The organism is Nocardioides sp. NPDC127514, assembly GCF_040302125.1.
GTDB lineage: Bacteria > Actinomycetota > Actinomycetes > Propionibacteriales > Nocardioidaceae > Nocardioides.
The window spans coordinates 20953-45505 of record NZ_JBEORF010000007.1; the positions used below are offsets into that span (position 1 = coordinate 20953).

The 24553-nt window shown below is 69.3% G+C and carries 24 protein-coding genes; 5 read left to right on the top strand and 19 right to left on the bottom strand.

Going from position 1 to position 24553, the window contains the following annotated elements:
* Window positions 1-106: 106 nt before the first annotated feature.
* Window positions 107-1573: an LVIVD repeat-containing protein gene (locus ABTX24_RS07060; protein ID WP_350838421.1), complete on the bottom strand. Its 1467-nt coding sequence runs from the start codon at window positions 1571-1573 to the stop codon at window positions 107-109.
* Between the two features lie 180 nt (window positions 1574-1753).
* Here ABTX24_RS07060 and ABTX24_RS07065 point away from each other — a divergent pair, with 180 nt between their 5' ends.
* Window positions 1754-2422, top strand: a complete 669-nt coding sequence (locus tag ABTX24_RS07065; protein WP_350838423.1) for a DUF305 domain-containing protein — start codon at window positions 1754-1756, stop codon at window positions 2420-2422.
* 19 nt (window positions 2423-2441) lie between these two features.
* Window positions 2442-3191 carry a glycoside hydrolase family 25 protein gene (locus ABTX24_RS07070; protein ID WP_350838425.1) on the top strand — a complete coding sequence of 250 codons (750 nt, stop codon included), beginning with the start codon at window positions 2442-2444 and terminating at the stop codon, window positions 3189-3191.
* 84 nt (window positions 3192-3275) lie between these two features.
* Here ABTX24_RS07070 and groL read toward each other — a convergent pair whose 3' ends face one another.
* The 3 genes from groL to ABTX24_RS07085 form a co-directional block, all read right to left on the bottom strand.
* Window positions 3276-4895 (bottom strand): chaperonin GroEL, encoded by a 1620-nt coding sequence (gene groL / locus ABTX24_RS07075; protein WP_091051800.1) that lies wholly within the window; start codon window positions 4893-4895, stop codon window positions 3276-3278.
* Window positions 4896-4973: 78 nt separating this feature from the next.
* Complete coding sequence (gene groES, locus ABTX24_RS07080) at window positions 4974-5267, bottom strand: co-chaperone GroES (protein ID WP_008362423.1); 294 nt, start codon at window positions 5265-5267, stop codon at window positions 4974-4976.
* A 187-nt stretch (window positions 5268-5454) separates the two neighbouring features.
* Complete coding sequence (locus ABTX24_RS07085) at window positions 5455-6096, bottom strand: hypothetical protein (RefSeq protein WP_350838427.1); 642 nt, start codon at window positions 6094-6096, stop codon at window positions 5455-5457.
* 98 nt (window positions 6097-6194) lie between these two features.
* Between ABTX24_RS07085 and ABTX24_RS07090 the strand changes: the two genes are divergently transcribed.
* Complete coding sequence (locus ABTX24_RS07090; RefSeq protein ID WP_350838429.1) at window positions 6195-7388, top strand: THUMP-like domain-containing protein; 1194 nt, start codon at window positions 6195-6197, stop codon at window positions 7386-7388.
* A gap of 26 nt (window positions 7389-7414) precedes the next feature.
* Here the strand turns inward: ABTX24_RS07090 and tsaD are convergent, their stop codons facing one another.
* The 10 genes from tsaD to glmS form a co-directional block, all read right to left on the bottom strand.
* On the bottom strand, window positions 7415-8476 hold the full coding sequence (gene tsaD, locus ABTX24_RS07095) for a tRNA (adenosine(37)-N6)-threonylcarbamoyltransferase complex transferase subunit TsaD (protein WP_160025344.1): 1062 nt from the start codon (window positions 8474-8476) through the stop codon (window positions 7415-7417).
* A 255-nt stretch (window positions 8477-8731) separates the two neighbouring features.
* Window positions 8732-9286 (bottom strand): hypothetical protein, encoded by a 555-nt coding sequence (locus tag ABTX24_RS07100; RefSeq protein WP_350838431.1) that lies wholly within the window; start codon window positions 9284-9286, stop codon window positions 8732-8734.
* A 71-nt stretch (window positions 9287-9357) separates the two neighbouring features.
* Window positions 9358-9813 (bottom strand): ribosomal protein S18-alanine N-acetyltransferase, encoded by a 456-nt coding sequence (rimI, locus tag ABTX24_RS07105; protein WP_350838433.1) that lies wholly within the window; start codon window positions 9811-9813, stop codon window positions 9358-9360.
* Window positions 9810-10460, bottom strand: coding sequence for a tRNA (adenosine(37)-N6)-threonylcarbamoyltransferase complex dimerization subunit type 1 TsaB (tsaB, locus tag ABTX24_RS07110; RefSeq protein ID WP_350838435.1), 651 nt, complete (start codon window positions 10458-10460; stop codon window positions 9810-9812). The genes rimI and tsaB overlap by 4 nt, the downstream gene beginning before the upstream one ends.
* A gap of 10 nt (window positions 10461-10470) precedes the next feature.
* Window positions 10471-11415: a tRNA (adenosine(37)-N6)-threonylcarbamoyltransferase complex ATPase subunit type 1 TsaE gene (gene tsaE, locus ABTX24_RS07115; protein WP_350838436.1), complete on the bottom strand. Its 945-nt coding sequence runs from the start codon at window positions 11413-11415 to the stop codon at window positions 10471-10473.
* The gene (locus ABTX24_RS07120) at window positions 11412-12509 is read right to left on the bottom strand and encodes an alpha/beta fold hydrolase (RefSeq protein ID WP_160025349.1); all 1098 of its coding nucleotides are present in this window, start codon (window positions 12507-12509) and stop codon (window positions 11412-11414) included. The genes tsaE and ABTX24_RS07120 overlap by 4 nt, the downstream gene beginning before the upstream one ends.
* Window positions 12506-13693 carry an alanine racemase gene (gene alr, locus ABTX24_RS07125; protein ID WP_350716641.1) on the bottom strand — a complete coding sequence of 396 codons (1188 nt, stop codon included), beginning with the start codon at window positions 13691-13693 and terminating at the stop codon, window positions 12506-12508. The genes ABTX24_RS07120 and alr overlap by 4 nt, the downstream gene beginning before the upstream one ends.
* Window positions 13694-13721: 28 nt before the next feature.
* Window positions 13722-15092, bottom strand: a complete 1371-nt coding sequence (locus ABTX24_RS07130; protein WP_350838439.1) for a bifunctional ADP-dependent NAD(P)H-hydrate dehydratase/NAD(P)H-hydrate epimerase — start codon at window positions 15090-15092, stop codon at window positions 13722-13724.
* A 112-nt stretch (window positions 15093-15204) separates the two neighbouring features.
* On the bottom strand, window positions 15205-15558 hold the full coding sequence (locus tag ABTX24_RS07135; protein ID WP_160025352.1) for a holo-ACP synthase: 354 nt from the start codon (window positions 15556-15558) through the stop codon (window positions 15205-15207).
* 13 nt (window positions 15559-15571) lie between these two features.
* Window positions 15572-17416, bottom strand: coding sequence for a glutamine--fructose-6-phosphate transaminase (isomerizing) (glmS, locus tag ABTX24_RS07140; RefSeq protein WP_350838441.1), 1845 nt, complete (start codon window positions 17414-17416; stop codon window positions 15572-15574).
* A gap of 70 nt (window positions 17417-17486) precedes the next feature.
* Between glmS and coaA the strand changes: the two genes are divergently transcribed.
* The gene (gene coaA, locus ABTX24_RS07145; RefSeq protein ID WP_160025354.1) at window positions 17487-18452 is read left to right on the top strand and encodes a type I pantothenate kinase; all 966 of its coding nucleotides are present in this window, start codon (window positions 17487-17489) and stop codon (window positions 18450-18452) included.
* Window positions 18453-18507: 55 nt separating this feature from the next.
* Here coaA and glmM read toward each other — a convergent pair whose 3' ends face one another.
* The 5 genes from glmM to ABTX24_RS07170 form a co-directional block, all read right to left on the bottom strand.
* Window positions 18508-19878, bottom strand: a complete 1371-nt coding sequence (gene glmM, locus ABTX24_RS07150) for a phosphoglucosamine mutase (RefSeq protein ID WP_160025355.1) — start codon at window positions 19876-19878, stop codon at window positions 18508-18510.
* Between the two features lie 104 nt (window positions 19879-19982).
* Complete coding sequence (gene rpsI / locus ABTX24_RS07155) at window positions 19983-20483, bottom strand: 30S ribosomal protein S9 (RefSeq protein WP_160025356.1); 501 nt, start codon at window positions 20481-20483, stop codon at window positions 19983-19985.
* 14 nt (window positions 20484-20497) lie between these two features.
* Window positions 20498-20941 carry a 50S ribosomal protein L13 gene (gene rplM / locus ABTX24_RS07160; RefSeq protein ID WP_141791781.1) on the bottom strand — a complete coding sequence of 148 codons (444 nt, stop codon included), beginning with the start codon at window positions 20939-20941 and terminating at the stop codon, window positions 20498-20500.
* Window positions 20942-21355: 414 nt separating this feature from the next.
* Window positions 21356-21571, bottom strand: coding sequence for a hypothetical protein (locus tag ABTX24_RS07165; protein WP_350716633.1), 216 nt, complete (start codon window positions 21569-21571; stop codon window positions 21356-21358).
* A complete protein-coding gene (locus tag ABTX24_RS07170) occupies window positions 21568-23025 on the bottom strand; it encodes a hypothetical protein (RefSeq protein ID WP_350838443.1) in 1458 nt (485 codons plus the stop codon). The genes ABTX24_RS07165 and ABTX24_RS07170 overlap by 4 nt, the downstream gene beginning before the upstream one ends.
* Window positions 23026-23276: 251 nt before the next feature.
* Between ABTX24_RS07170 and rocD the strand changes: the two genes are divergently transcribed.
* On the top strand, window positions 23277-24515 hold the full coding sequence (rocD, locus tag ABTX24_RS07175; RefSeq protein WP_350838445.1) for an ornithine--oxo-acid transaminase: 1239 nt from the start codon (window positions 23277-23279) through the stop codon (window positions 24513-24515).
* Window positions 24516-24553: the final 38 nt, after the last annotated feature.

A 24553-nucleotide genomic window follows, 5' to 3' on the forward strand; every position in this document is an offset into this window, starting at 1 on the left:
GGTTGCGGACAGCTGGTCATTCGCTGAAATCGCCGAGTCGGCGCATCCGCCCCCTCTCGCTCGCTTCGCTTCGCGAGGCACGGGGGCAGATGCGCCGACTCTGCTCTCAGTAGGACGGCTGAGCCTGGACGTTCAGCTCATCGAACCTGACCCGCTTCGCCGAGGCGACGCGGGGGTCGCGCAGGTCGAAGACGTCGAAGCCGCGCTGGATCTCGTTGGAGTAGATGTAGCCGTTGTAGTAGTAGGTCGACCAGGGTCCGGCGATGGTCGTGGTGTCCTCGAACGGACCGCGGTCGAACCAGGCGATCTCCTTCGGGTTGGCCGAGTCGGTGAAGTCGTAGACCGACACACCGCCCTGGTACCAGGCCTGCACCATGATGTCCTTGCCCTTGACCGGGATCAGCGAGCCGTTGTGGGCGACGCAGTTCTCGGTGTTGGACTGGGTGCGCGGGATCTTGTAGTAGGACTTGAAGACGAGCTGGCCGCCCTCGATGTCGTAGATGCCGTTGGCGCCCTTCTTCATCCCGGTCTCCGGGTTGCAGGTCGGCGCACCGCCGCCGCCGAGCTCGTCGGTGAAGACGACCTTGGTGCCGGTGTTGTTGAAAGTGGCCGAGTGCCAGAACGCGAAGTTCGCGGTGTCGGTGACCTGCTCGGTCACCACCGGGTTCTCGCGGTCGGAGATGTCCATCAGGATGCCGTCACCCATGCAGGCGCCGGCGGCGATGTCCTTGGACGGGTAGGTGGTGATGTCGTGGCAGCCGGCGGTGTTGGTGTAGCCGCCGTCGGGGAACAGCACCGGCTCGTTGACCACCGCAGCGCGCTCGGGAGCCCGCTTCGGGATCTTCACGATGCTGATCTTGTCGTGCGGGGGCTGGCAGTCGGGGTATTCCGCGCGCGGACCGTAGGAGGAGACGTACGCATAGACCGACCGCCCGTCCTTGCTCGGTGCCAGCGAGTGGGTGTGCGAGCCGCACTTGGTCTCGACCGCCGCGACGTACTCCGGGTCTCTCGGGTTGCTGATGTCGAAGACGCGGATGCCTTCCCACGACTCCTTGATCGCGGCCGACTGCGCCACGTTGTCGCAGGTGTTGTTGCTGCGGCTGGAGTCGACGGAGAGGACCAGCAGGTCGCCGTAGACGGAGATGTCGTTCTGGGACCCGGGGCAGACGTACTGCTTCACGAGTCGTGGGCTGGCCGGGTTCCTGATGTCGATGACGTTGAACCCGTTGTAGTTGCCCGCGAAGGCGTAGTTGCCCTGGAAGGCGAGGTCGCTGTTGAGCGCGTTGGTGGGTGTGAAGGCACCCGACTTGGGGATGTTGGCGATCAGGTGCATGTTGGGTGTGCCGTCGGACTCGCCGGCGGGCACGACCGGGTTGTTGGCGCCCAGCTGGGCGAGGTCGTTGCCGGCGACGCAGGCGGAGGCGAAGTTGTCACCGAGCTTGGTGATCGCCTGCTTCTCTTCGGCTGTGCAGCTCGTCTGGGCCTCGGGAGCCTCGGTGGTCTCGTTGCCGTGGGTGTGGGACTCGTCTGCGGAGGACGGGGCGGCGACGGCCAGCCCTCCTGCGACAACCATGACCACCGCGATGGGGGCCAGGTATTGGGTGGGTCGTCTAAGCCTCATGTTCGCAAGCCTTCCGAGTCGGCCGCCGTGGGGTGGCACGGGCAGGACCTCTCAACTTTAGTAAAAGTCGTACACAGCAGGCATGGAATATGAATAAATTGTTCACCTCTGCGGGATCTCGGAAGGAGACACGTGCGCGCGAGGCGGTTGGGTGTCATCACATCGGGGGTCGTCTTCGCGGCGATCTCGCTCGGCGGGTGCGGAGGTTCCTCGGACGACGCGCACGGCGAGCACGCGGGGCACTCGCCCAGCCCGGAGGCGGCCGCCCAGTCGGCTCCCGTGGTTCAGGGCGGAGCGCCGGGCGAGGCCGCGCCGACGATCTCGCCCTCGGCCGCTGCCACGGACCCGTGGAGCCAGACCGATGCCGACTTCGTGACGATGATGATCCCGCACCACGCCCAGGCGCTGGAGATGACCCGGCTGGCGCGCGAGCACGGCGTCCACCCCGAGGTCGTCTCCCTGGCCAAGCGCATCGAGTCGGCCCAGGGCCCCGAGATCGTGGCGATGAGCGGATGGCTCAACACCCGCGGGCTGCGGGTGCCGCGTGCCTCGGACCCGGCGCACACGATGGCCGGCATGCTCACGCCGGACCAGATGAGCGAGCTCGGCAAGGCCCGTGGCGAGGCGTTCGACCGGCTCTTCCTGACCGGGATGATCCAGCACCACCAGGGCGCCCTGGAGATGGCGAAGCCGATGGCCTCCCAAGGCAGCGACGCGCTGGCGATCGAGATGGCGACGGACATCGAGGCCACCCAGTCGGTCGAGATCGACATCATGGAGAAGCTGCTCGAAGAGCTGTGAGAACCGGTACGGTTCCGCGGTGCCCCTCACCCCCGCTCGCCGTCGACGCGTGCTGATCGGCTCCGCCGTCGTCGTCTGCCTCGCCCTGATCACGACCGCGCTGGTCTACACCGGCGTCGTGATGCCGACCCGTCTGTTCGCGGCCAAGTACGACGTACGCGGCATCGACGTCTCCCACCACAACGGCACCGTCGACTGGCCACGGGTCGCCGAGCAGGACATCGACTTCGCCTGGATCAAGGCGACCGAGGGCTCAGCGCACGTGGACACGCGCTTCGCCGCCAACTGGGCCGAGGCCCAGCGAGCCGGGATCGCGACCGGCGCGTACCACTTCATGAGCTTCGAGAGCCCGGGCGCCGACCAGGCGCACAACATGATCGGCACCGTGCCCCGCGTGCCCGGCACTCTCGCCCCGGTCGTCGACCTGGAGCCCTATGGCTCCTTCAAGGGAAACCTGCCGCCCGCCACCGAGGTCCGCGCCATCCTGGACCCGCTGCTCGCCAAGCTCGAGGCTCACTACGGCATCGCGCCGGTCATCTACACGACCCCGTCGGCCTACCGCGCCTACCTGGTCGACCTCTACCCCGACAACCCCATCTGGTTCCGCTCCGTCGCCTGGCCACCCCGGGTCCCCGACGGACGTGACTGGACCGTCTGGCAGTACTCCAACCGGGACCGGCTCGACGGCGTGGGCAGCGAGGCCGAGGCGTACGTGGATATGAATGTGCTCTCCGACGACGTGGACCTCGACGAGCTCACCCTTCGCTGAAATCGCCGAGTCGGCGCATCCCGCCCCTTTTCGCTCGCTTCGCTTCGCGAAGCACGGGGCAAGATGCGCCGACTCGGCTATGCCTCAGTGGCCGTGACCGTGGCCGTGACCTGCTGCGGGGGCCTCTTCCTCTTCCGGCTTGTCGACGACCAGGGTCTCGGTCGTGAGCAGCATGCCCGCGATCGAGGTGGCGTTGATCAGCGCGGAGCGGGTGACCTTGACGGGGTCGATGACGCCCTGGGCGACCAGGTCGCCGTACTCACCCGTGGCGGCGTTGAAGCCCTGCCCGACACCGAGGTCGCGGACCTTGGTGGTGATGACGTAGCCGTTGTCGCCACCGTTCTCGGCGATCCAGCGCAGCGGCTCGTCGGCGGCCTTGCGGACGACGCGTACGCCGACCGCCTCGTCGCCCTCGAGGCCGAGGTCCTTCTCCAGGACGGAGACGGCGTGGATCAGCGCGGAGCCACCGCCGGCGACGATGCCCTCCTCGATGGCGGCGCGGGTCGCGGAGACAGCGTCCTCGATGCGGTGCTTCTTCTCCTTGAGCTCCACCTCGGTGTGGGCGCCGACCTTGATCACGCAGACGCCACCGGCGAGCTTCGCGAGGCGCTCCTGGAGCTTCTCGCGGTCCCAGTCGGAGTCGGTGCGCTCGATCTCGGACTTGATCTCGTTGACGCGACCCTCGACCGCGGCAGCGTCGCCGCCGCCTTCGACGATCGTGGTGTTGTCCTTCGTGACCGTGATCCGGCGAGCGGTGCCGAGCACCTCGAGGCCGACCTGGTCGAGCTTGAGGCCGACCTCCTCGGCGACGACCTGCGCGCCGGTGAGGATCGCGATGTCCTGCAGCATGGCCTTGCGGCGGTCACCGAACGCGGGCGCCTTGACGGCGGTCGCATTGAAGGTGCCCTTGATCTTGTTCACGACCAGGGTCGAGAGGGCTTCGCCCTCGACGTCCTCGGCGATGATGAACAGCGGCTTGCCGGCGGCGATGACCTTCTCCAGCAGCGGCAGGAGCTCCTGGATGGAGCTGATCTTGCCCTGGACGAGCAGGATCAGCGGGTCGTCGATGACGGCCTCCATCCGCTCCTGGTCGGTCACGAAGTACTGAGAGATGTAGCCCTTGTCGAACTGCATACCCTCGGTGAACTCGAGCTCGGTGCCCGTGGTGTTGGACTCCTCGACGGTGATGACACCGTCCTTGCCCACCTTCGCGAAGGCCTCGGCGAGGATCTCGCCGATCTTCGCGTCGCGGGAGGAGATGGTGGCGACCGAGGCCATGTCGGACTCGTCGACGACCTCACGGGCAGCGGCACGCAGGGCGTCGCCGACGGCAGCCGCGGCGGCGTCCATACCGCGCTTGAGGCTCATCGGGTTCGCGCCGGCGGCAACCGCGCGCAGACCCTCGTGGACCATCGCCTGGGCGAGGACGGTCGCGGTGGTCGTACCGTCACCAGCGATGTCGTTGGTCTTGGTCGCAACCTCCTTGGTGAGCTGAGCACCAAGGTTCTCGAACGGGTCGTCCAGCTCGATCTCACGCGCGACGGTGACACCGTCGTTGGTGATCGTCGGAGCGCCCCACTTCTTGTCGAGGACGACGTAGCGGCCCTTGGGGCCCAGCGTCACCTTGACGGCGTTGGCGAGGGCGTCGACGCCACGCTCGAGGGCGCGGCGGGCGTTCTCGTCGAACTCCAGGATCTTCGGCATTTCACATACTCCCTTGTACGCACGGACGCGGCCGGGCCGGCTGGCCCGGCCGCGTCAGATGTGCGAGACGGATGATCGTCAGGCGATGACTGCGAGGATGTCGCGGGCCGAAAGGATGAGGTACTCCTCGCCGGCGTACTTCACCTCGGTGCCGCCGTACTTGCTGTAGATGACCTTGTCGCCGACGGCGACGTCGAGCGGGACGCGGTTGCCCTTGTCGTCGATGCGACCCGGGCCGAGCGCCAGGACCTCGCCCTCCTGGGGCTTCTCCTTGGCGGTGTCCGGGATGACCAGACCGGAGGCGGTGGTCTGCTCGGCCTCGACGGCCTTCACGACGATCCGGTCCTCAAGAGGCTTGATGTTGACCGACACTGTGTCGACCTCCCCATTTCTTTTCTACGGAGTCAGACTTCGGTGGGTGTTGCTACGTCTGTGCTTGCGATCTGCCACGTACGCCGTCGCGGGGGTCGCACCCGGCTCGCAAGCGCTGGCACACTCAGGGGGAGAGTGCCAGTGCAGACGTTAGCACTCGGCTGCAATGAGTGCCAGCAAGGCTGGTCTATCGCTGCCCGGGGATCCGCACCATCAGCGCGATCGCACCGGCGAGAAGCCCGACGACGATGATCCCGCCGACCACCAGGAACGACCAGCGATCCTCGCTGTCGTCCTTTTCCTCGAAAGTGGTGATCTCGAGCTCCTCCCCGTCGCTCAGCTGGGACGGCAGCAGGGTGGACTCCCCCGGGGCGGCCGACTTCTCGGCTGGGGCCGAGCGGCGCGGTTCCGGCTCCGACTCCTCCGCCGTCGGCGTACGTTCGGCCTTCGCCTCGTCCTTCTCCGCCGTCGTCTCCTCGGCCGCTTCGGGCGCACTCGCGGCCGGGATCTGCACGTACGTCACCGAGTAGCTCTCCAGCTGCTTGCCGGAGCTGTGCGCGACGACCGTGCTCCTCTGCGGCGTGGACAGGGTGTGCGTCTCCGCACCTGCGTTGCCGCGACCGACCACGCAGAAGGACGCGATCCGGTAGCCCTCGGGCGCCGTCGCGGTGACCGAGGCGGTGCCCACCGAGGAGTAGGTGCGGTCCCCGGATGAGCAGTGGCCCATCGGAGTCGCGGTGTCTGCCGAAGCCGGCGCGGCGAGCAACAGTGACAGCAGCGTGATGACGGCCGCGGCCACCGAGGAGATCAGAGAGGTCAGAGAGGTCATGCGGGGGGATCTACGCACTCGGCGGATCCTAGATCACAAACACCCAGTGGGGTAATGGAGTTTGCCCGGACCGGAAACCGGCCTGAGAGGATCGCTGCATGGACCTCGACGCCTTCTCCTGGTTGCTGACCGATGACGGGCAGCGGCTGCTGGCGCGGGCCACCGAGATGACGGCGTCGGCGCCGACCGACGGCAAGAGAGACGGCAAGGACTCGGCGCTGGCGGTGCAGACCGCCCTGCGCAAGGACGAGGCGGCCGAGCGCGTGGCCGTGGCGATGACCCAGGTCGACCTGCGCCGGAAGGCGGCCGCCAAGTTCGGCGACCTGGCACCGCGGATGTACTTCACCCCAGACGGCCTCGAGCAGGCCACCCGCCTCGCCGTGGCCCACCACCGGGCGGCGCGGCTGCGTGCCTTCGATGCGACGAGCGTCATCGATCTGGGCTGCGGGATCGGCGGTGACCTGATCGCGTCCTCCCGCGCTGGGCTCACCGCCGCCGGGGTCGACAACAATCCCGAGAGGGTCGCCGTCGCTCAGGCGAACCTCGACGCCCTCGGGCTGCCAGGCGCTGTCACCGTCGCCGACGCGACAGGTGTCGACCACTCCCCCTTCGACGTCGCGTACGCCGATCCGGCGCGCCGCGGCGCCAAGGGCCGGGTCTTCTCCGCGGAGGGGTGGACGCCGCCGTGGTCGTGGGTCGAGACGCTCTTCGCGCGCGACGCGTGCGTGAAGGTCGCTCCCGGCATCCCGCACGACCTCGTACCCGACAAGGTGGAGGCCGAATGGGTCAGCGACCGCGGCGAGGTCAAGGAGGCCGCGCTGTGGTCAGGCTCGCTGGCCAGCACCCACCGCCGGGCCACCGTGATCGGCGAGCGCGGCCTGGCGACGCTCACCTCCGAGGACGATCCCGGTGCCGAGGTCGGCGCGGTCGCCGAGTTCCTCTACGAGCCCGACGGGGCCGTGATCCGCGCGGGTCTGGTCACCGCCGTCGCCGCCGGGGTGCAGGGCCACCTGATCGACGAGCACATCGCATACGTCGCCTCGTCCGCCTCCTTCGAGACACCGTTCGCCCGCGGGTATCAGGTGCTCGAGGAGCTCCCCTACCGGGACAAGCAGCTCAAGGCGGCGCTTCGCGAGCGCGGGATCGGGAAGCTGACCATCAAGAAGCGTGGCGTACAGGTCGTCCCCGAGCAGCTCCGCAAGCGGCTCGCACTGTCCGGCTCCGAGGAGGCCACGATCGTGCTCACCCGGGTCGCCGGCGAGGGAACGTGCCTGTTGGTGCGCCCGTTCTGAGGTGGTCTCGACAAGCTCGACCACCGTTACGCCAGGACGGTCGTGATCGGCTGGGAGGAGTCCGCCGGGAGGTCAAGCGCCGAAGGCGTACGTCCCCTGGCCACCATCTCCGCCCCCAGAGCCGCCACCATCGCCCCGTTGTCGGTGCACAGCCCCGGGCGTGGAACTCGGACGCGGATGCCGAGCTTGGTGGCACGCTCCTCGGCGAGCACTCGAAGACGGCTGTTTGCCGCGACGCCGCCGCCGATGATGATGTCCTCGATGCCTTCGGAGGAGGCTGCGTCGAGGGCCTTTCGGACTAGGACGTCGACCACGGCCTCCTGGAAGCTGGCGGCCACATCGGCAACCGGGACGGGTTCGCCGCTGCGCTCCTTGGCCTCGATCCAGCGGGCGACCGCGGTCTTGAGGCCGGAGAAGGAGAAGTCGAAGCGGTGACGCTCCAGGTCGCGGCGGCCGGTGAGCCCGCGGGGGAAGTCGATCGCGATCGAGCTGCCCGACGTGGCGGTCCGGTCGATCACCGGGCCGCCGGGGAAGCCGAGGCCGAGCAGGCGGGCGACCTTGTCGAAGGCCTCGCCCGCGGCGTCGTCGATGGTCGCGCCCATCGGGTCGACACCCTCGGTGATGTCGGTGACCTTGAGCAGGCTGGAGTGGCCGCCGGAGACGAGCATGGCAACGCACGGCTCGGGAAGCGGCCCGTGCTGCAGCTGGTCGACCGCGACATGTGAAGCGAGGTGGTTGACCCCGTAGATCGGCTTGTCGAGCCCGAGGGCGAGCGCCTTGGCCGCCGCCACCCCGACCAGCAGGGCACCCGCGAGGCCCGGTCCCGAGGTGACGGCGATCGCGTCTACGTCGTGGAGCTTGATGCCCGACTCCTCGCAGGCACGCTCGATCGTCGGCACCATCGCCTCCAGGTGCGCCCGGCTGGCAACCTCTGGCACGACCCCGCCGAACCGGGCATGCTCCTCGACGCTGCTCGCCACCGCGTCGGCCAGCAGCGTGTGCCCGCGCACCACCCCGATCCCCGTCTCATCGCACGACGTCTCGATGCCAAGGACCAAGGGCTCGTCGGCGAGGGGGCCAGCAGTCATAGGGGCATTCTGCCTTGTGAGCGCTGAGCAACCGGAAAGCGGCCCGCGTGCCTTGTAACCGACGCGGCCAGCGAGAGAGTCCTCCGGCAGCGGAAGGAATTTTCCTTGCGCTCGGCAGCCGTCAGGTTTGCGGCGTGATCCCGGGCCACGCTGGACTCACCTTCTCTCCGCGGAAGGAATTTTCCTTCCGCTGGCACCGCTAGGCCCCACCTCAGTTGATCCGCCGGAAGGAATTTTCCTTCCGGCGACAGCCGATCACGCCGCCGCAGCGCTGATCGGGAACTCCGCCAGAGACGCATGGACCGCCTCCCACAGGCGATGCGCGAGATCTGAGTCGATCGGATCCGCTGTGCAGAGACCGTCCCAGAGTCCCCGAAGGATCACCTCCACTCCTGCCGCCTCGAAGTCGGTGAGCTCGCGGCCGAGTACTGATCGGAACCAGAACCTCGCGTCGTGCCACAGCTCGCCCACTGCTTGTCCGACGCCGTCGTCGGAACGGGCGAGCTCCTCGAAGCCGAGCCAAGCTCTCAGGAAGAACAGGTCGTCCTCGCTCGCGGGCAGAAAGCCGGCCCAGCCGGTCCCATTCACCCGATCCGCGATCCGAGTCCAAAACATGTCCGCGAACGCAGCGGTTGCGTGCGGCAGCATCCCCTGCGTCCCGCCGAACCACCGGTGCAGCGTCGACACACCCGTCTTCGCCTCCTCGGCGATCGTCTGAAGCGTGGGCGGACGGAGCCCGCTGCGCCCGATCGTCCGGGCCAGAGCGAGGCCCGCGGTCTGCGAATCGAAGGCGTTGCGTCTGAGGTGCATGACACCCATCGCAACACAGAGCACCGACAATTTTCGGGCTCGTAAGTTTCGGGCTAGTCAGCCTCGGCCGCTCACGACGGAGCAACAAGATCGAAAGCCAGCACGATCCCCGTCGCCCCATCGCGGTAGTAGCGCTCCCGGCGGTCGATCTCGACGAATCCGGCTTGGTGGTAGAACTCGATGGCCCCGACGTTGCCCTCGCGTACCTCAAGGAGAAGTCGCTCGGCTCCCTCGCTCCGTGCGAGGTCGATCGACGCGGCGAGGAGCGATCCACCGATCCCGCGACGGCGCTGCTCCTCGGCGGTCGCGATCCGCTGGAGCTCGGCGATCTCGTAGACGACGCTCACCAGCGCGTGGCCGATGACCGTTCCCGCATCATCGACGGCGACGAGGATCCGGACCGTCGGCATCTTCCCGTCGATCGCCACCTGCAGGTACTCGGGTGTCCAGGCATCGTCCGGGAACGCCTCGAGCTCGAGGGCGGCGATCGCGTCGACGTCGTCCGGGCCGGCCGGACGCACAGTCACTGGGAAACCTTCTTCTGGGCCTTCTTCTGGGCAGCCTGCTCCACCGCATCCGGCCGACGCAGGTAGAGCGGCTCAGGATCCATCAGCTCGACCTGCTCCTCGGCCACCGCCCGGGCCAACCAGCCGGCGGAGGGCCGCACGGGGCCGAGCGGTGTCGGGAACGCCTCGGGATAGAGCAACGCCCCCTCGCCGACGACCGGCGCCGACGTGGCGACCTCGGCGGGGCGGGCGACGACAGGACCCTCGAGGCGTACGCCGTCGGGGTCGTAGGAGGCCAGGTAGACCTCCTTGCGCCGCGCGTCCGTGGCGACGAAGAACGGGCCGCCGATGCCGGAGGCAACGGCCTCCACCGCCAGCACATCCAGCGTGCAGGCCGCATAGACCGGGATCTCCAGCGCGAACCCGAGCGTGCGGGCGGTGACCAGCCCGACCCGCAGGCCGGTGAACGGCCCGGGGCCAGCGCCGACGGCGATGGCGGTCAGATCCTGGCGTACGATCCCGGCCGTCGCGAGGATGTCGGAGATCAGCGGCGCGAGCTGCTCCCCATGCTTCATGGTGCGGTCGGAGGCGACCTCGGCGACGACGTCGTCGCCATCGTGGAGCGCCACAGTCACCTGGGGCGTGGCGGTGTCAAAGGCGAGAAGCACAACTCACACCCTAGAGCGCACTGAGGTCCACGCCGCGCCAGCGGGCCCCGACCGGGAGGATCTCCACGCGCCGAGGATCCGCACCGTCGGGCGCCTCGACCAGATCCAACGGAGCCTCGTCGGCCTCGGCACGTACGATCCGGATCTCCAGCCGCGACTCGGAGAGCCCCTCGGCCAGGCCCTCGCCCCACTCCACGACCGTCACCGCGTCGTCGAGATCCGTGTCCAGGTCGAGGTCGTCGAGCTCCTCGATACCGCCGAGCCGATAGGCGTCGACGTGGACGAGCTCCGGGCCGCCGACGGTCGAAGGATGCACCCGGGCAATGACGAAGGTCGGCGAGGTGATCTCGCCGCGGACCTCGAGCCCGGCCCCCAAACCCTTGGTGAAGGTGGTCTTACCGGCGCCGAGGCCACCGGAGAGGACGAGTACGTCACCGGCGGCGACCAGGCCTGCCACCCGTCGACCGAGCTCGAACATGGCGTCGGGATCGAGCGCCTCGACGACATACTCGTTCAACGGGCGATGGAGCCGTACCGCGGGCGACTCTCGGGAGATCTCCCGAAATCCCTGCCGCACCCAGAACCGCAACGTCTCCGGAAGCTCCTCTCGCGCGATCACCGCGAGATCCTCGAACCCCTCCGAGACCGCGACCCCGGCGGAGTACGTCACCATCTTGTGCGCGACCCCATGACCCTGCTGATCAGGTAGAACAGCGAAACGACGCAGCCACAGGGTCGAGTCCGCGGGATCCATGACGACGGCCCCGACGCCAACCCCGTCCAACCGCGCCACCACCCCGCCGAAGCCAGCCAAGCGGTCCTTCATCGACGCCTCGGTCTCGCCGAGCGCATCCGCGGGCGGGTCCAGCGGCGGGCGGGCGGAGAATGCCGCCCGGACGATACCGAGCACCTCGGTCGCGGCCTCCGGCCCGACCCGCTCGAAGACGAGCGTCATGCCGAGGCCGCATCCCGGGTGGCCGAGGCGAGCAGCTGGTCGAGCTCGGCGTTGACCTGACCGTGCCGCTCGAGGATGACCATGTGGCCGGCCTTCTCGCACTCGACCAGCCGGGAGCCCGGGATGTAGGAGTGCAGCTTGCGGCTGTGGCCGATCGAGGTGAGACGGTCGGCGGTGCCGCAGATGATCGTGGTCGGCACCCGGCCGAGCATGGTGATCGACGAGAACTTGTCCAGCGCGCGGAAGCTCGGGAAGAACTCGGCGACTACCTCGAACGGCGTCTGCGAGAGCAGTCCGTCGACGAAGTCGACGTACGCCTCCGGCACCTCGTCCCCGAAGGCGAACACGTCGGTGAAGACGGTCGCCACCGAGGACCCCATGGCACGGAACCGGTCGACGATGCCGTGCCCTCGGGCCAGCGTGCGCATGGTGCTGTTGGCGATCCCGCCGGACAGCTTGGCCGGGAGCACCGGGATCAGCAGCCGGCTCGGGTCGAGACCACCCGCGGTCGTCGAGATCAGGGCAGTACCGATGATGCGGCCACCCTCGGCGTACGGTGCGAACAGCTCGGGGTGATCCTCGGCGAGCGCGGCGATCGTCATCCCGCCCATCGAGTGACCGACCAGGATCACCGGCCCCTCCGGCACGACCGCGTCCAGCACCCGGAGCAGGTCGTCGCCCAGCTGGTCGATGGTGGCGTTGCCGAGCGAGGAGCGGCCGCTGCGGCCGTGGCTGCGCTGGTCGTAGAAGACCGACCGCACCAGGCCGCGGTAGGCGGCGCGCTGGAAGTGCCAGCAGTCGAGGTTGAGGCAGTAGCCGTGCACGAAGACGAGCGTCACCCCGCTGGCCCCGCCGGGGTGCGAGTGAGCCGGGTCGACCTCATCGACCTCGACATGCAGAGGTACGCCATCGGAGGTCACCACCGTGACCGGGCAGGACCTCAGCGTACCGAGCGGGGTCCGGTCCTCGGGGCGTTCCTCGATCGCACGACGGTGTTTCCTGACCACCACTGCGCCGCGGGCCGCGGCAGCGACCGCCGCCGCTCCCAGAGTGCCCGCCGCGATCTGGCCGATCCGTGCTGCGATGCTGCTCATGTGTCGTCTCCCTGCTCGGTGTCGACGTCCGTGTCAACATAACGGCGCTTCATCCGTCCTCCGATTCTGGTGACGACCTCGTAGGCGATGGTCTCGCTCGCCTCGGCCCAGTCCTGGGCGGTCGGCTCGCCATCGGCACCGGTGCCCCACAGGAGCACCTCGGCACCGCGTTCGACCGAAGCGTCCCCGAGATCGACGACGATCTGGTCCATGCAGATGGTGCCACGCACGGGGTATCGAGCTCCGTCGATCCACACCTCGGCGCGATTCCCGGCACGACGCTGGATGCCCTCGGCGTAGCCGACCGGGATCAGCCCCACCGTCGTCGGCTCCTCTGCCACCCAGGTGTGGTTGTAGGAGACACCCGCACCTGCCTCGATCGGCTTCACCAGCGCCAGCTCGGCCCGCACGGTCATCGCCGGGACGAGTCCGAGCTCGGCCCACGGCGATCCCTCGACGCCGGGCGCCGGGTCGATGCCGTACGTCGCGATCCCGACCCGCACCAGGTCGAGCCGCGCGCTGGGGCGCAGCAGCGCTCCCGCGGAGTTGGCCAGGTGACGCACCTCGGGCCGGAGGCCGGCCTCCTCGGCGACCGCGAGCGCCTCGGCGAAGACCTTCTCCTGGAGGGCGCTGGCCGGGTCGGCGGTGTTCTCGCTGGCGCTGAAGTGCGACCAGATCCCGGTGACCCGGATCGCTCCCTCGGCCTCCAGGATGCGCGCCAGCCCGACCAGCTTCGGCCAGTCGCCGAAGGGCGCGCCGCCCCGGCTGAGTCCGGTGTCGACCTTGAGCTGCACCCGGGGCGTCATGCCCAGGGTGTCGCCGGCCGCGGCGAACTTCTCCAGGTCGGCGATCGTGTAGGCGGTGACGTCGATGTCCGCTGCCACGAGCTCCTCGGCGGGCTCGCTGGGCATGATCAGCCAGGCCAGCAGCCGGCCCTCGTCGCCCGCCGCGCGCAGCGCGAGCGCCTCGTCGGCCGAGGCCACGCCGAGCCAGTCCGCGCCGCCCTCCCGAGCGGCCCGCCCGGCCTCGACCAGGCCGTGCCCGTAGCCGTCGGCCTTGACCACCGTCATGATCGGCGTACGCAGGTGCTCCCGCAGCCGCGAGACGTTGTGTCGGATCGCGGCGAGGTCGATGACGATCTCGGCTCGCCGAAGCGGAGCCCGAGGCGCTGGGCTCGGTGACATGGTGTCAAGGATAGTTCCTGCGCAGTGCTCAATTGCGTAGGGGGGAGACAGCAGGAAGGGACCGGATAACGGCGGGTATGGCCGCAGCCACCCCGCTCGCGGTGACCGGCCCACCCGCGCTCGCAAGGCTCGCCGCCGCGCCATGCAGCCAGGCGCCCGCCGAGGCGGCGTCGATGGGGGCGAGACCGGCGGCCAGCAGCGAGCCGATCAGTCCGCCGAGCACGTCCCCCGAACCGGCGGTGGCCAGCCAGGAGGTGCCCGTGGTGTTGACCCGTACCGGTGTGCCGGGGTCCGGTGAGGCGATCGTGGTACGCCGCCCCTTCAGCAGCACCACCGCATCGAACCGCTTGGCCGCGAGCCGTGCGTAGTGCAGCGGACGAGCCTCGATCTCGCCGCGGTCCTCTCGGATCAGCGCCGCGAGCTCGCCGGCGTGCGGAGTCAGGATCGCGGGCACCCCGAGCGGCCCGTTCAGCGCACGCAGGCTGTCGGCGTCGATGACCAGAGGTACGCCGCTCGCCCGGGCGAACGCAAGCGCGCTGTTGGCGCCGTCGGCGCTGCCGGAGCCGACCACCCAGGCCTGTGCCTGGCCGTCGCCGACGACCTCCGGGTTGTGTCGCTTGACCCACTCCGAGGCGGTGCCGACGTAGCGGACCATCCCGGCCAGTCCGGTGTTGGCGCCGGAGACGGCCAGCAGCGCGGCCCCGGGGTAGGTGGCGCTGCCGACCCTCAGCCCCACCACGCCGCGGGAGTACTTGTGCCCGTCCGGCGCGGGACGCGGCACCAGGTCCGCCACATCGGCGGCCTCGAGGCTCTCGATGGCCGGCCTCGGCAGCCGGAGGCCGATGTCCACCAGCTGCACCGTCCCGCACGCCGAAGCGGCCGGGTCGAGCAGGTGACACGGCTTGTGGGTTCCGAAGGTGACCGTCAGGTCAGCGGTCACATGGGCGCCGTCGACCTCACCGGTGTCGACGCAGACCCCGCTCGGCGTGTCGACGGAGACGACCGGGATCCCGGGGAGCAGGGCCAGTGCCGCCTCCGCGTCCGGCCTCAGCCCGGGCTTTCCCCCGATCCCGACGATCCCGTCGACGACGACATCGAAGGTGGTCGAGCTCGTCGAGAAGACGCCCGAGGACACTGTCCCTCCGGCCGCCTTCAGAGCAGCGACCCCACCCGCATGCGCCCGGTCCGACAGCAACCACGCCTCGACCCGCGCCCCTCGACGCGCGAGCAGCGCCCCGGCGTACAACGCGTCTCCGCCGTTGTCCCCGCTCCCGACGAGCAGGACGATGCGTTTCCCGTAGGCACCGCCGAGACCCCGCCCGCGAAGGTGACCGATGACCGCGTAGGCCAGCCCGGCCGCCGCGCGCTGCATCAGGGCACCTTCTGGCAGGCTCGCCATCAGGGCTCTCTCTGCCGCTCTGACCTGCTCAACCGAGTGCGCACGCCGCATGGCCCCAGCCTACGCGCCCATGCCCTGGCGGGCCTGGGCCGAAGGGCTCGAACAAGCCCCGTCAGTCCTCCAGGACGACCATCGCCGAGGCGATGCCGGCGTCGTGGGAGAGCGAGAGGTGGACGGTGGCGACACCGAGCTTGGTGGCCTGCGCCAGCACGGTGCCGCGGAGCTCGAACCGGGGCTGGCCGGAGGACTCCGAGATCACCTCGGCGTCGTGCCACTCCATCCCCTGCGGCGCACCGAGCGCCTTGGCGAGCGCCTCCTTGGCGGCGAACCGGGCGGCCAGCGAGGCCATCGGCTTCGCCGCCTCTGCGGGCGTGAACAGGCGCTCGCGCAGCCGCGGCGTACGCTCCAGCGACTCCTCGAAGCGCTCCAGGTCGCAGACGTCGATCCCGACTCCGAGGACTGCCATCAGAGGACCGCCATCACTCGACCGTGACGGACTTGGCGAGGTTGCGCGGCTGGTCGACGTCGTAGCCGAGCTCGGTGGCGAGCTGGCAGGCGAAGAGCTGCAGCGGTACGACCGCGACGAGCGGCTGCAGGAGCACCGGCACCTTGGGCAGCCGGATGATCGTGTCGGAGACCGAGTCGACCGAGTCGTCGCCCTCCTCGACCAGGGCGATGGTGCGGGCGCCGCGGGCACGCACCTCCATGATCCCGGAGCGCATCTTGTCGTGCAGGAAGTCGCGGCCGCGCGGGGGCACGATGCACCAGATCGGCAGGCCCTCCTCGACCAGCGCGATCGGACCGTGCTTGAGCTCGCCGGCGGCGAACCCCTCGGCGTGCAGGTAGGCGAGCTCCTTGAGCTTGAGCGCGCCCTCCAGCGCCACCGGGTAGCCGGCGTGGCGCCCCAGGAACAGGAAGGCGCGACGGTCGGCGTACTCGCGGGCCAGGTCGTAGACCTGCGGTGCGGTCTCCAACACCTTCGACACGGCCGCAGGCATCGCCTCGAGCTGGGTCATCACGCCGTCGATCTCGTCGCCGTACATGGTGCCCTTGACCTGGGCCAGGTAGAGCGCGAGCAGGTAGCAGGCGACCAGCTGGGTGACGTACCCCTTGGTCGAGGCGACGCCGATCTCCGGGCCGGCGTGGGTGTAGATGACCGCGTCGGACTCGCGCGGGATCGTGGAGCCGTTGGTGTTGCAGATCGCCAGCACCTTGGAGCGCTGCGAGCGCGCGTGCCGGATCGCCTGCAGCGTGTCGGCGGTCTCGCCGGACTGGGAGATCGCCACGACCAGGGTGGAGTTGTCGAGGATCGGGTCGCGGTAGCGGAACTCGGAGGCCAGCTCGACCTCGACCGAGATCCGGCACCAGTGCTCGATGGCGTACTTCGCGACCATCCCGGCATAGAACGAGGTCCCCGCGGCGATGATGATGATCTTGGTGACCTCGCGCAGCTCGTCGTCGTCGAGCCGCATCTCGTCGAGGTGCAGAGACCCCAAAGGCGTACGCCGCCCCAGCAGCGAGTCGGCGACCGCACGAGGCTGCTCGAGGATCTCCTTGCGCATGAACCAGTCGTGGCCGTCCTTCTCGGCGGCGGCGAGGTCCCAGTCGACGTGGAAGCGGCGGCCCTCGGCGGGGGTGCCGTCGAAGTTGGTGACGGTCGCGCCCTCGCGGGTGATGGTGACGACCTGGTCCTGGTCGAGCTCCATCGCCTCGCGGGTGTGCTCGATGAAGGCGGCGACGTCGGAGCCGAGGAACGACTCGCCCTCGCCGAGACCGACCACGAGCGGGCTGTTGCGCCGGGCGGCGACGACCCGGGACGGGTCCTGGGCGTCGATCGCGACGAAGGTGAACGCACCTTCGAGGATCGAGCAGACCTTCTGCATCGCGATGGTCAGGTCGGCTCCGCCGACGACCTCGCGCTCGAGCAGGTGGGCGGCGACCTCGGTGTCGGTCTGCGAGGTGAACTCGTGCCCGTCGGTCTCCAGCGAGGCCCGCAGCTCGGCGAAGTTCTCGATGATGCCGTTGTGCACGACCGCGACGCGGCCGGTGCGGCCGACGTGCGGGTGGGCGTTGCCGTCGGTCGGGCCGCCGTGGGTCGCCCAGCGGGTGTGGCCGATCCCGGTCGTCGACGCCGGCAGCGGCGTGTCCGCGATCGCCTTCTCCAGGTTGGCGAGCTTGCCGGCCCTCTTGTCCACCGCCAGCCCGTCGGCGGTGATCAGAGCGATCCCCGCCGAGTCATAGCCGCGGTACTCCAACCGCCGCAGCCCATCGATCACGACGTCCTGCGCCGACCGGTCTCCGACGTACCCAACGATGCCGCACATGGCCGATGATCCTACGGCTCTCGTGGACCCCAGCAGGAAGCGGCGGCGCATGTGCGTAACAATCGTTGCCATGTCACACCCCGGGCCACACGGCGATGACCGCGGCTCCTCGCCCTACGTCGAGCTCGACCGTAGCGCGTGGGCCGAGCTCGCGACCGAGACCGAGAGTCCGCTGACCGAGGCCGAGATCGAGTCGCTGCGGGGCCTGGGCGACCAGATCGACCTCAACGAGGTCGAGGAGGTCTTCCTACCGCTGAGCCGCCTGCTGAGCCTCTACGTGAGCGCCTCGGACAAGCTCCATGACCAGCAGGAGCTGTTCCTCGGCAAGACGATGCCGGAACGTACGCCGTTCGTCATCGGCGTCGCCGGGTCCGTCGCCGTCGGCAAGTCGACCACGGCTCGTGTCCTCCAGCAGATGCTCGCCCACTGGCCCGAGCACCCCAACGTCGCTCTGGTCACCACCGACGGTTTCCTCTACCCCAACGCCGAGCTCGAGCGGCGCGGCCTGATGGAGCGCAAGGGCTTCCCGGAGTCGTACGACCGCAAGGCCCTGCTCCGCTTCCTCGTCGACCTCAAGTCGGGCGAGGACGAGGTACGTGCGCCGATCTACTCACACCTGACCTACGACGTCACCGACCAGACCGTGCTGGTCAAGAAGCCCGACATCGTCATCCTCGAGGGCCTCAACGTCCTGCAGCCCTCCCGGGTCCGCGCCGACGGCACCATCTCCCTCGCCCTCTCGGACTTCTTCGACTTCTCCGTCTTCGTCGACGCCGACTCCCGCGACATCAAGCAGTGGTACGTCGAGCGGTTCCTCCGGCTGCGTGAGACCGCCTTCCGCGACCCGTCGTCCTACTTCACGAAATATGCGGCCCTGAGCCACGACGAGGCCATCACCCGCGCCACCGAGATCTGGAACGAGATCAACGGCCCCAACCTCCGCGAGAACGTCCTCCCCACCCGCTCCCGCGCCACCCTCGTCCTCCGCAAGGACCGCGACCACTCCGTCCGCTACGTACGTCTGCGCAAGATCTGACGCCGAGTCGGCTCGTTAGAACGAGCCGACTCGGCGACGGGTGTGACAGGAGGGGTCAGAGGGCCAGGCGGGACCGGACCACGTCCGCGAGGCGCTCGGCACAGGCCTCGGCCTCGTGATGGGTGGGGGCCTCGACCATGACGCGTACGAGGTTCTCGGTGCCCGACGGGCGCAGCAGGATCCGCCCGGAGCCGGCGAGGGCCTTCTCCTCGGCGGCGACGGCGTCGAGGAGGCCGTCGTCGGTCTTGCAGCGGGCCTTGTCGACGCCCTTGACGTTGAGCAGGACCTGCGGGAGTCGGGTGACGACGGAGGCGAGGTCGGCGAGGGTGCGCCCGGTGAGGGTCATCCGCTGCAGGACGTGCAGCGCGGTGAGGATGCCGTCGCCGGTGGTGGCGTGCTCGCTCATGATGATGTGGCCGGACTGCTCGCCACCGATGGCGTAGCCGCCCCGGCGCATCTCCTCGAGCACGTAGCGGTCGCCCACGGCGGTCTGCTTCACATGGACGCCGGCAGCGTCCATCGCCTTGACGAACCCGAGGTTGCTCATCACGGTGACGACCACGGTGTCGTCCGGGAGCCGGCCGGCGTCGTGGAGCCCGAGGGCGAGGATCGCGATGAGCTGGTCGCCGTCGACGAGGTTGCCCTCACCGTCGACGGCCAGGCAGCGGTCGGCGTCGCCGTCCCAGGCGAACCCGACGTCGGCGCCGTGCTCGACGACCGCCTTCTGGAGCATCTCCGGGTGGGTCGAACCGACGCCGTCGTTGATCGAGAGGCCGTCGTTGACGTCGTTGATCGCGATCACCTTCGCCCCGGCCTGGTCCAAAGCAAGCGGACCTGCGGCCGCGGCCGCTCCGTTGGCGCAGTCGACGACGACGGTCAGCCCGTCGAGTCGGCGCTCGAGCGTGGAGATCAGGTGGGCTGCGTACGTCTCCACCGGGTTCTCATGGGAGGAGATCCGGCCCACCGACGCGCCCGTCGGGCGGTCCCACGGCTCGTCGAGGTGCGCCTCGATCCGGTCCTCGAGCACGTCGTCGAGCTTGTGCCCGCCACGCTGGAGGAACTTGATGCCGTTGTCGGGCATCGGGTTGTGCGAGGCCGAGATGACCACACCGAGGTCGGCCTGGAGGGCCGCGGTGAGATAGGCGACCCCGGGCGTCGGCAGCACGCCGACGTCGATCACGTCGCAGCCGGCCGAGGCCAGACCGCCGGCCACCGTGGCCTGCAGGAACTGTCCGGAGACGCGCGAGTCGTTGCCGACCACCGCCAGCGGCTTGCGCGGTCCATCGGTGGTCGAGCCTGTCGAGACCCGCAGCTCCTCGGTCAGAACCAGTGCCGCCGAGGTCGCCAGGTTCTGGGCGAGCGAGGCGGTGAGGATCTCGCCGTTCGCGAGACCGCGAACTCCGTCAGTGCCGAAAAGGCGTGCCACGTCCGTGTGACCTTCTTTCGTACGTCGGCCCCCGCCCGAAAAATGAGTTGGGGTGCCTCGGCGAGCCGAGGCACCCCAACAATGCTAGGCGATCGCGAGGGCGATCAGCGCTTGCTGAACTGCGAGGCCTTGCGGGCCTTCTTGAGACCGGCCTTCTTCCGCTCCACGACGCGGGCGTCGCGGGTCAGCAGACCGGCCTTCTTCAGGGTCGGGCGGTTGGCCTCGACGTCGACGTCGTTCAGCGCACGGGCCACGCCGAGACGCAGCGCGCCGGCCTGACCGGCGATGCCGCCGCCGTCGATACGGGCGATCACGTCGAAGCGACCCTCGAGCTGCAGCGCGGCGAACGGCTCGTTCGCGATCTGCTGGTGCAGCTTGTTGGGGAAGTAGTCCTCGATGGTGCGACCGTTGATGGTCCACTCGCCGGTGCCCGGGACGATCCGGACGCGGGCGACGGACTCCTTGCGGCGGCCGGTGGCGGCAGCCGGGGCGATGGTCGCCGGGCGCTCGGGGGTGTCGGCGGACGGGGCGCTCTCGGAGGTGTACGCGAGGCCCTGCTCGTCGGTCTCGAAGGTCTCCTCGACCTCTACGGTGTTCTCAGTCATGTCCTGGTCCTGGCTCACTGGGCGATCTGCTTGATCTCGAACGGAACGGCCTGCTGCGCGGCGTGCGGGTGCGTCGGACCGGAGTAGACCTTGAGCTTCTTGAGCATCTGGCGGCCGAGCTTGTTCTTCGGCAGCATGCCCCACACAGCGGTCTCGATCGCCTTGCGAGCGTCCTTCTCGAGGATCTCGCCGATCGGGGTCGCGGTCAGACCACCCGGGTAGCCGGAGTGGCGGTAAGCCAGCTTGGTCTTGGCCTTGTTGCCGGAGAGGGAGACCTTCTCGGCGTTGATGACGATGACGAAGTCGCCGGTGTCCGCGTTGGGCGCGAAGATCGCCTTGTGCTTGCCGCGGAGGAGCTCAGCGGCCTGGACCGCGAGGCGGCCGAGACGGACGTCGGTCGCGTCGATCACGAGCCAGGCGCGCTCGATGTCGCCCGGCTTGGGAGCGTAAGTACGCACGTGTGCCTTCTTAGTTCGTTGGACCCGGCGCACGGATGCGCACCGGGATGGTGCTGCGTGGCTTCTGACGAACACGGCCCGGCTTGCCCTGTCCTCTGGGTGGTCCCAGCGGCAGTCATCCGGATCTGCGTCCCTGACCGTGCGCAGTTCTTATCGAACCAGGATCAGGACGCGGCAGGAGTCACGACTCACAAGGTTACGAGCCCCCGCACGGCGGAGCCAAATCAAGACGTACGCCGCCGGTCGGGGAGCCGGGCGGCGTACGCGATCTTGGGGCGGGTCGGCTCGGCCGACCCTGGCTCCAGTGTCCGTCCGGTTTCTGTGACGAGGCTGTGACAGGGCTTCTGCTCTCCTGAAAACACAGACGTACGCCGCCGGGACCGTGCCCGGCAGCGTACGTCTTCTTCTTGTCGGCTAGTGGTCGACGCCGACCTCACCCTCGGGGGCGTACAGGTCGGTGACCTCCTCCGGGTCCGGGTGCTTCTCCGGCCCGGGCGGGGTGGACTGCTTCTTCTCGACCACCGGTCGCTTCGGCTCGTCGTCCCCGGTGAGCGCGACGGCGCCGCCGACAGCGCCGCCGGCCACCAGGACCGCCGCGGCGGCCAGGATCAGCTTGCTCGACACGGTCACGCCAGCACGCGGTACTGGATGCCGACGGAGTACTTCCAGACGTCGTAGCGCGAGCTCGAGTTGAGCCCGGCGGTCCACCACACGGCGGGGCAGTACTGCGTCGAGAGACGGCTCTGGATCAGGCTGTTGGGCGAGGCGACGGAGGCCATCGTCTTCCACTTGATCGAGTTGCCGAACTGGTGGCGCTGACGCGTCGACCAGTCGGACGGACGCAGGACGGTGGTGACCAGGTAGACGTCCTTGGTGTAGCCCTTCGGACGGCCGCCGTAGTGCTTGAGGGACAGGTTGCGGTAGTTGCCGTCGACCGACCTCGGCAGGCACTTGACGTTCTCGGTGTAGACGGTCGCCTTGGCGCTGTCGCCGGGGGCCTTGCAGCGTACGTTCGAACGCAGGCCGCGGGACTCGGACCAGTCGCTGCGAGCGGGCGCCTTGAGGGTCGAGCAGGTGCCGACGTACTTGTAGTCGAGGGCGTCGGCTGCGGTGACGGTCCTGCTGTAGGTCTTCCAGGTCAGCTTCTTGGCGGACGCGGCGACCGAGATCTGGGCGGTGGTGGCGTTGCCAGCCTTGTCCTTGGCCTCGATGCGGATGTAGAAGGTGCCCGAGACCCGGGTGCCAGCGTTGTTGTAGCCGTTCCAGGTGTAGGAGGTGGTGCCGGTGAAGCTCGTGGACGAGCCAAGGGTGCGGACCAGCGTGCCGGTGGCGGTGACCACCTTCGCGGTGTAGCCGACGGTCTCGTTCACGGTCATCTTCGCCGTGACCGTGTCGCGGTAGCCGTCCGGGTAGGGGTAGAACGTCGTCAGGCTGCGGCTCAGGGTGACGACCGGCTTGGTGGCGTCGACGGACCCGAGCTCGACGGTGACAGAGTCGGTCGCACCGCTCTCACCCTCGACGAACCCGGTGATCCGGTAGGTGTCGGTCGCGGTCGGCATCGTCGCCTGGACCGACCCGACACCGTCGGCGTCGAGCGTGATCGGCGCCGACTGCGGGCCGCTCGGCGAGGTGCCGTTCGAGCCGGTGATCGTCCAGTTGGCCACCGGGTTGGCGCCGAGCGCCTCCACGTTCTCCACGTCGTACGTCACCGGGAACGTCGCACCCCCGGCAGGGGTGGTGGCGGGAACGGTGATCGCGACGGTGGTCACGACGGCGGCGGCGGGCTCCTCCGCCACGCCTGCCGCGGGAGGCTCGGCCTCGGCGCCGGGCTCGGTCTCGACCTGGGTCTCGGGCTGGGTCTCCGGCTCCGTCTGGGTCCCCGTCTCGGGGCCCGTCTCGGTGCCTGTCTCGGCACCCGTCTCGGCACCCGTCTCGGGAGCAGGCTGCGAGTCGTCCGGGGTCGTCTCGACGGTCGTCGTCTCCGACGGGTCCGTGGTGGTCGACGGGGCCTCCGTCGCGAAGGCCGGCACCGCCGGCACGATCAGGGCGACGGCAGCAGCCGCCACCAGTGCGCGGATGCGCATCTGTGGTTCCTCCGAGTCTCTTGCCCGAGATGGTCTAGGGGTCGCTTCGCTGCCAGAGAACGCGAGGCGGGCCGAGATGGCTGACGCAACATATACCCCGGGGCGCACACCCCTCGCACCGGTATTTGCTGCCGCGTTACCGACCTGGCGACAACGATGAGACATCTGGCGTAGCCTGATCGTAGGATTGTCTGACAATCAGATGATCCTGTCTCAGATCACCGAGAACGCCCCACAGATGGAGGAGTGCGATGACCCTGCTCAACGAGGCTCAGGCCACCGCTGCGACCAGCTTGACCCCCGCCGCTTTCGCGGCCGCCGAGGCGCACTCCGCGCACAACTACCACCCCCTCGAGGTCGTGATCAGCCACGCCGAGGGCGCCTGGGTGACCGACGTCGACGGCCGCCGCTGCCTCGACATGCTGGCCGGCTACAGCGCGCTGAACTTCGGTCACGGCCACCCCGCTCTGCTGTCCGCGGCCCGTGAGCAGCTCGACAAGGTCACGCTGACCTCCCGTGCGTTCGTGCACGACCAGTTCGCCGAGTTCACCGCCCGCCTGGCCGCGATGTGCGGCAAGGACATGGTGCTGCCGATGAACACCGGTGCCGAGGCGGTCGAGACCGCGATCAAGGTCGCCCGCAAGTGGGGCTACGACGTCAAGGGCGTCCCGGCCGACCAGGCCGAGATCATCGTGATGGCCGGCAACTTCCACGGCCGCACCACCACGATCGTCGGCTTCTCCGACGACGCCGACGCGCGCGACGGCTTCGGCCCGTTCGCCCCCGGCTTCGTGATGGTCCCCTACGCCGACCTCGCCGCGATCGAGGCCGCCATCACCCCCAACACGGTGGCCGTGCTGGTCGAGCCGATCCAGGGTGAGTCCGGCGTCGTCATCCCCGGCGACGACTTCCTGATCGGGCTGCGCGAGGTCTGCACCCGCGAGAACGTGCTCTTCGCCGCCGACGAGATCCAGGCCGGCCTCGGCCGGACCGGCTACACCTTCGCCTGCGACCACGCCGGCGTGAAGCCGGACATGTACATCCTCGGCAAGGCGCTCGGCGGCGGCATCGTCCCCGTCTCGGCCGTCGTCGCCGACCGCGACGTGCTCGGCGTCATCGGCCCCGGCCAGCACGGCTCCACCTTCGGTGGCAACCCGCTCGCCTGCGCCGTCGGCACCGCCGTCATCGACCTGCTGGAGACCGGCGAGTTCCAGGCCCGCGCCGAGGCGCTCGGCCAGGTCCTGCGCGACCGCCTCCTGGCGATGGTCGGCAAGGGCATCGTCGGCTTCCGCTCCCGCGGCCTGTGGGCCGGCGTCGACATCGACCCTGCGATCGCCAGCGGTCGCGAGATCTGCGAGCGCCTGCTCGCCCGCGGCGTACTCGCCAAGGACACCCACGGCTCCACCATCCGCCTCGCGCCGCCCCTGGTGATCGCCGAGGAGGACCTGCACTGGGCCCTCGACCAGCTCGAGGCGGCAGTCTCGGCCTGACCCCAGCGAGCCTGCAGTTCTGGCAGGCCGAATCTGTA

Coding starts and splice junctions, on each gene's coding strand:
- rpsI (WP_160025356.1), bottom strand. CDS start 20,483: ATGACTGAGAACACCGTAGAGGTCGAGGAGACCTTCGAGACCGACGAG.
- ABTX24_RS07120 (WP_160025349.1), bottom strand. CDS start 12,509: ATGAGCAGCATCGCAGCACGGATCGGCCAGATCGCGGCGGGCACTCTG.
- ABTX24_RS07170 (WP_350838443.1), bottom strand. CDS start 23,025: ATGCGCATCCGCGCACTGGTGGCGGCTGCTGCCGTCGCCCTGATCGTG.
- tsaE (WP_350838436.1), bottom strand. CDS start 11,415: ATGACGCTCGTCTTCGAGCGGGTCGGGCCGGAGGCCGCGACCGAGGTG.
- ABTX24_RS07060 (WP_350838421.1), bottom strand. CDS start 1,573: ATGGTTGTCGCAGGAGGGCTGGCCGTCGCCGCCCCGTCCTCCGCAGAC.
- glmS (WP_350838441.1), bottom strand. CDS start 17,416: ATGTGCGGCATCGTTGGGTACGTCGGAGACCGGTCGGCGCAGGACGTC.
- ABTX24_RS07100 (WP_350838431.1), bottom strand. CDS start 9,286: ATGCACCTCAGACGCAACGCCTTCGATTCGCAGACCGCGGGCCTCGCT.
- rocD (WP_350838445.1), top strand. CDS start 23,277: ATGACCCTGCTCAACGAGGCTCAGGCCACCGCTGCGACCAGCTTGACC.
- alr (WP_350716641.1), bottom strand. CDS start 13,693: ATGTCACCGAGCCCAGCGCCTCGGGCTCCGCTTCGGCGAGCCGAGATC.
- groL (WP_091051800.1), bottom strand. CDS start 4,895: ATGCCGAAGATCCTGGAGTTCGACGAGAACGCCCGCCGCGCCCTCGAG.
- ABTX24_RS07090 (WP_350838429.1), top strand. CDS start 6,195: ATGGACCTCGACGCCTTCTCCTGGTTGCTGACCGATGACGGGCAGCGG.
- coaA (WP_160025354.1), top strand. CDS start 17,487: ATGTCACACCCCGGGCCACACGGCGATGACCGCGGCTCCTCGCCCTAC.
- ABTX24_RS07085 (WP_350838427.1), bottom strand. CDS start 6,096: ATGACCTCTCTGACCTCTCTGATCTCCTCGGTGGCCGCGGCCGTCATC.
- tsaD (WP_160025344.1), bottom strand. CDS start 8,476: ATGACTGCTGGCCCCCTCGCCGACGAGCCCTTGGTCCTTGGCATCGAG.
- ABTX24_RS07130 (WP_350838439.1), bottom strand. CDS start 15,092: ATGGCGAGCCTGCCAGAAGGTGCCCTGATGCAGCGCGCGGCGGCCGGG.
- ABTX24_RS07135 (WP_160025352.1), bottom strand. CDS start 15,558: ATGGCAGTCCTCGGAGTCGGGATCGACGTCTGCGACCTGGAGCGCTTC.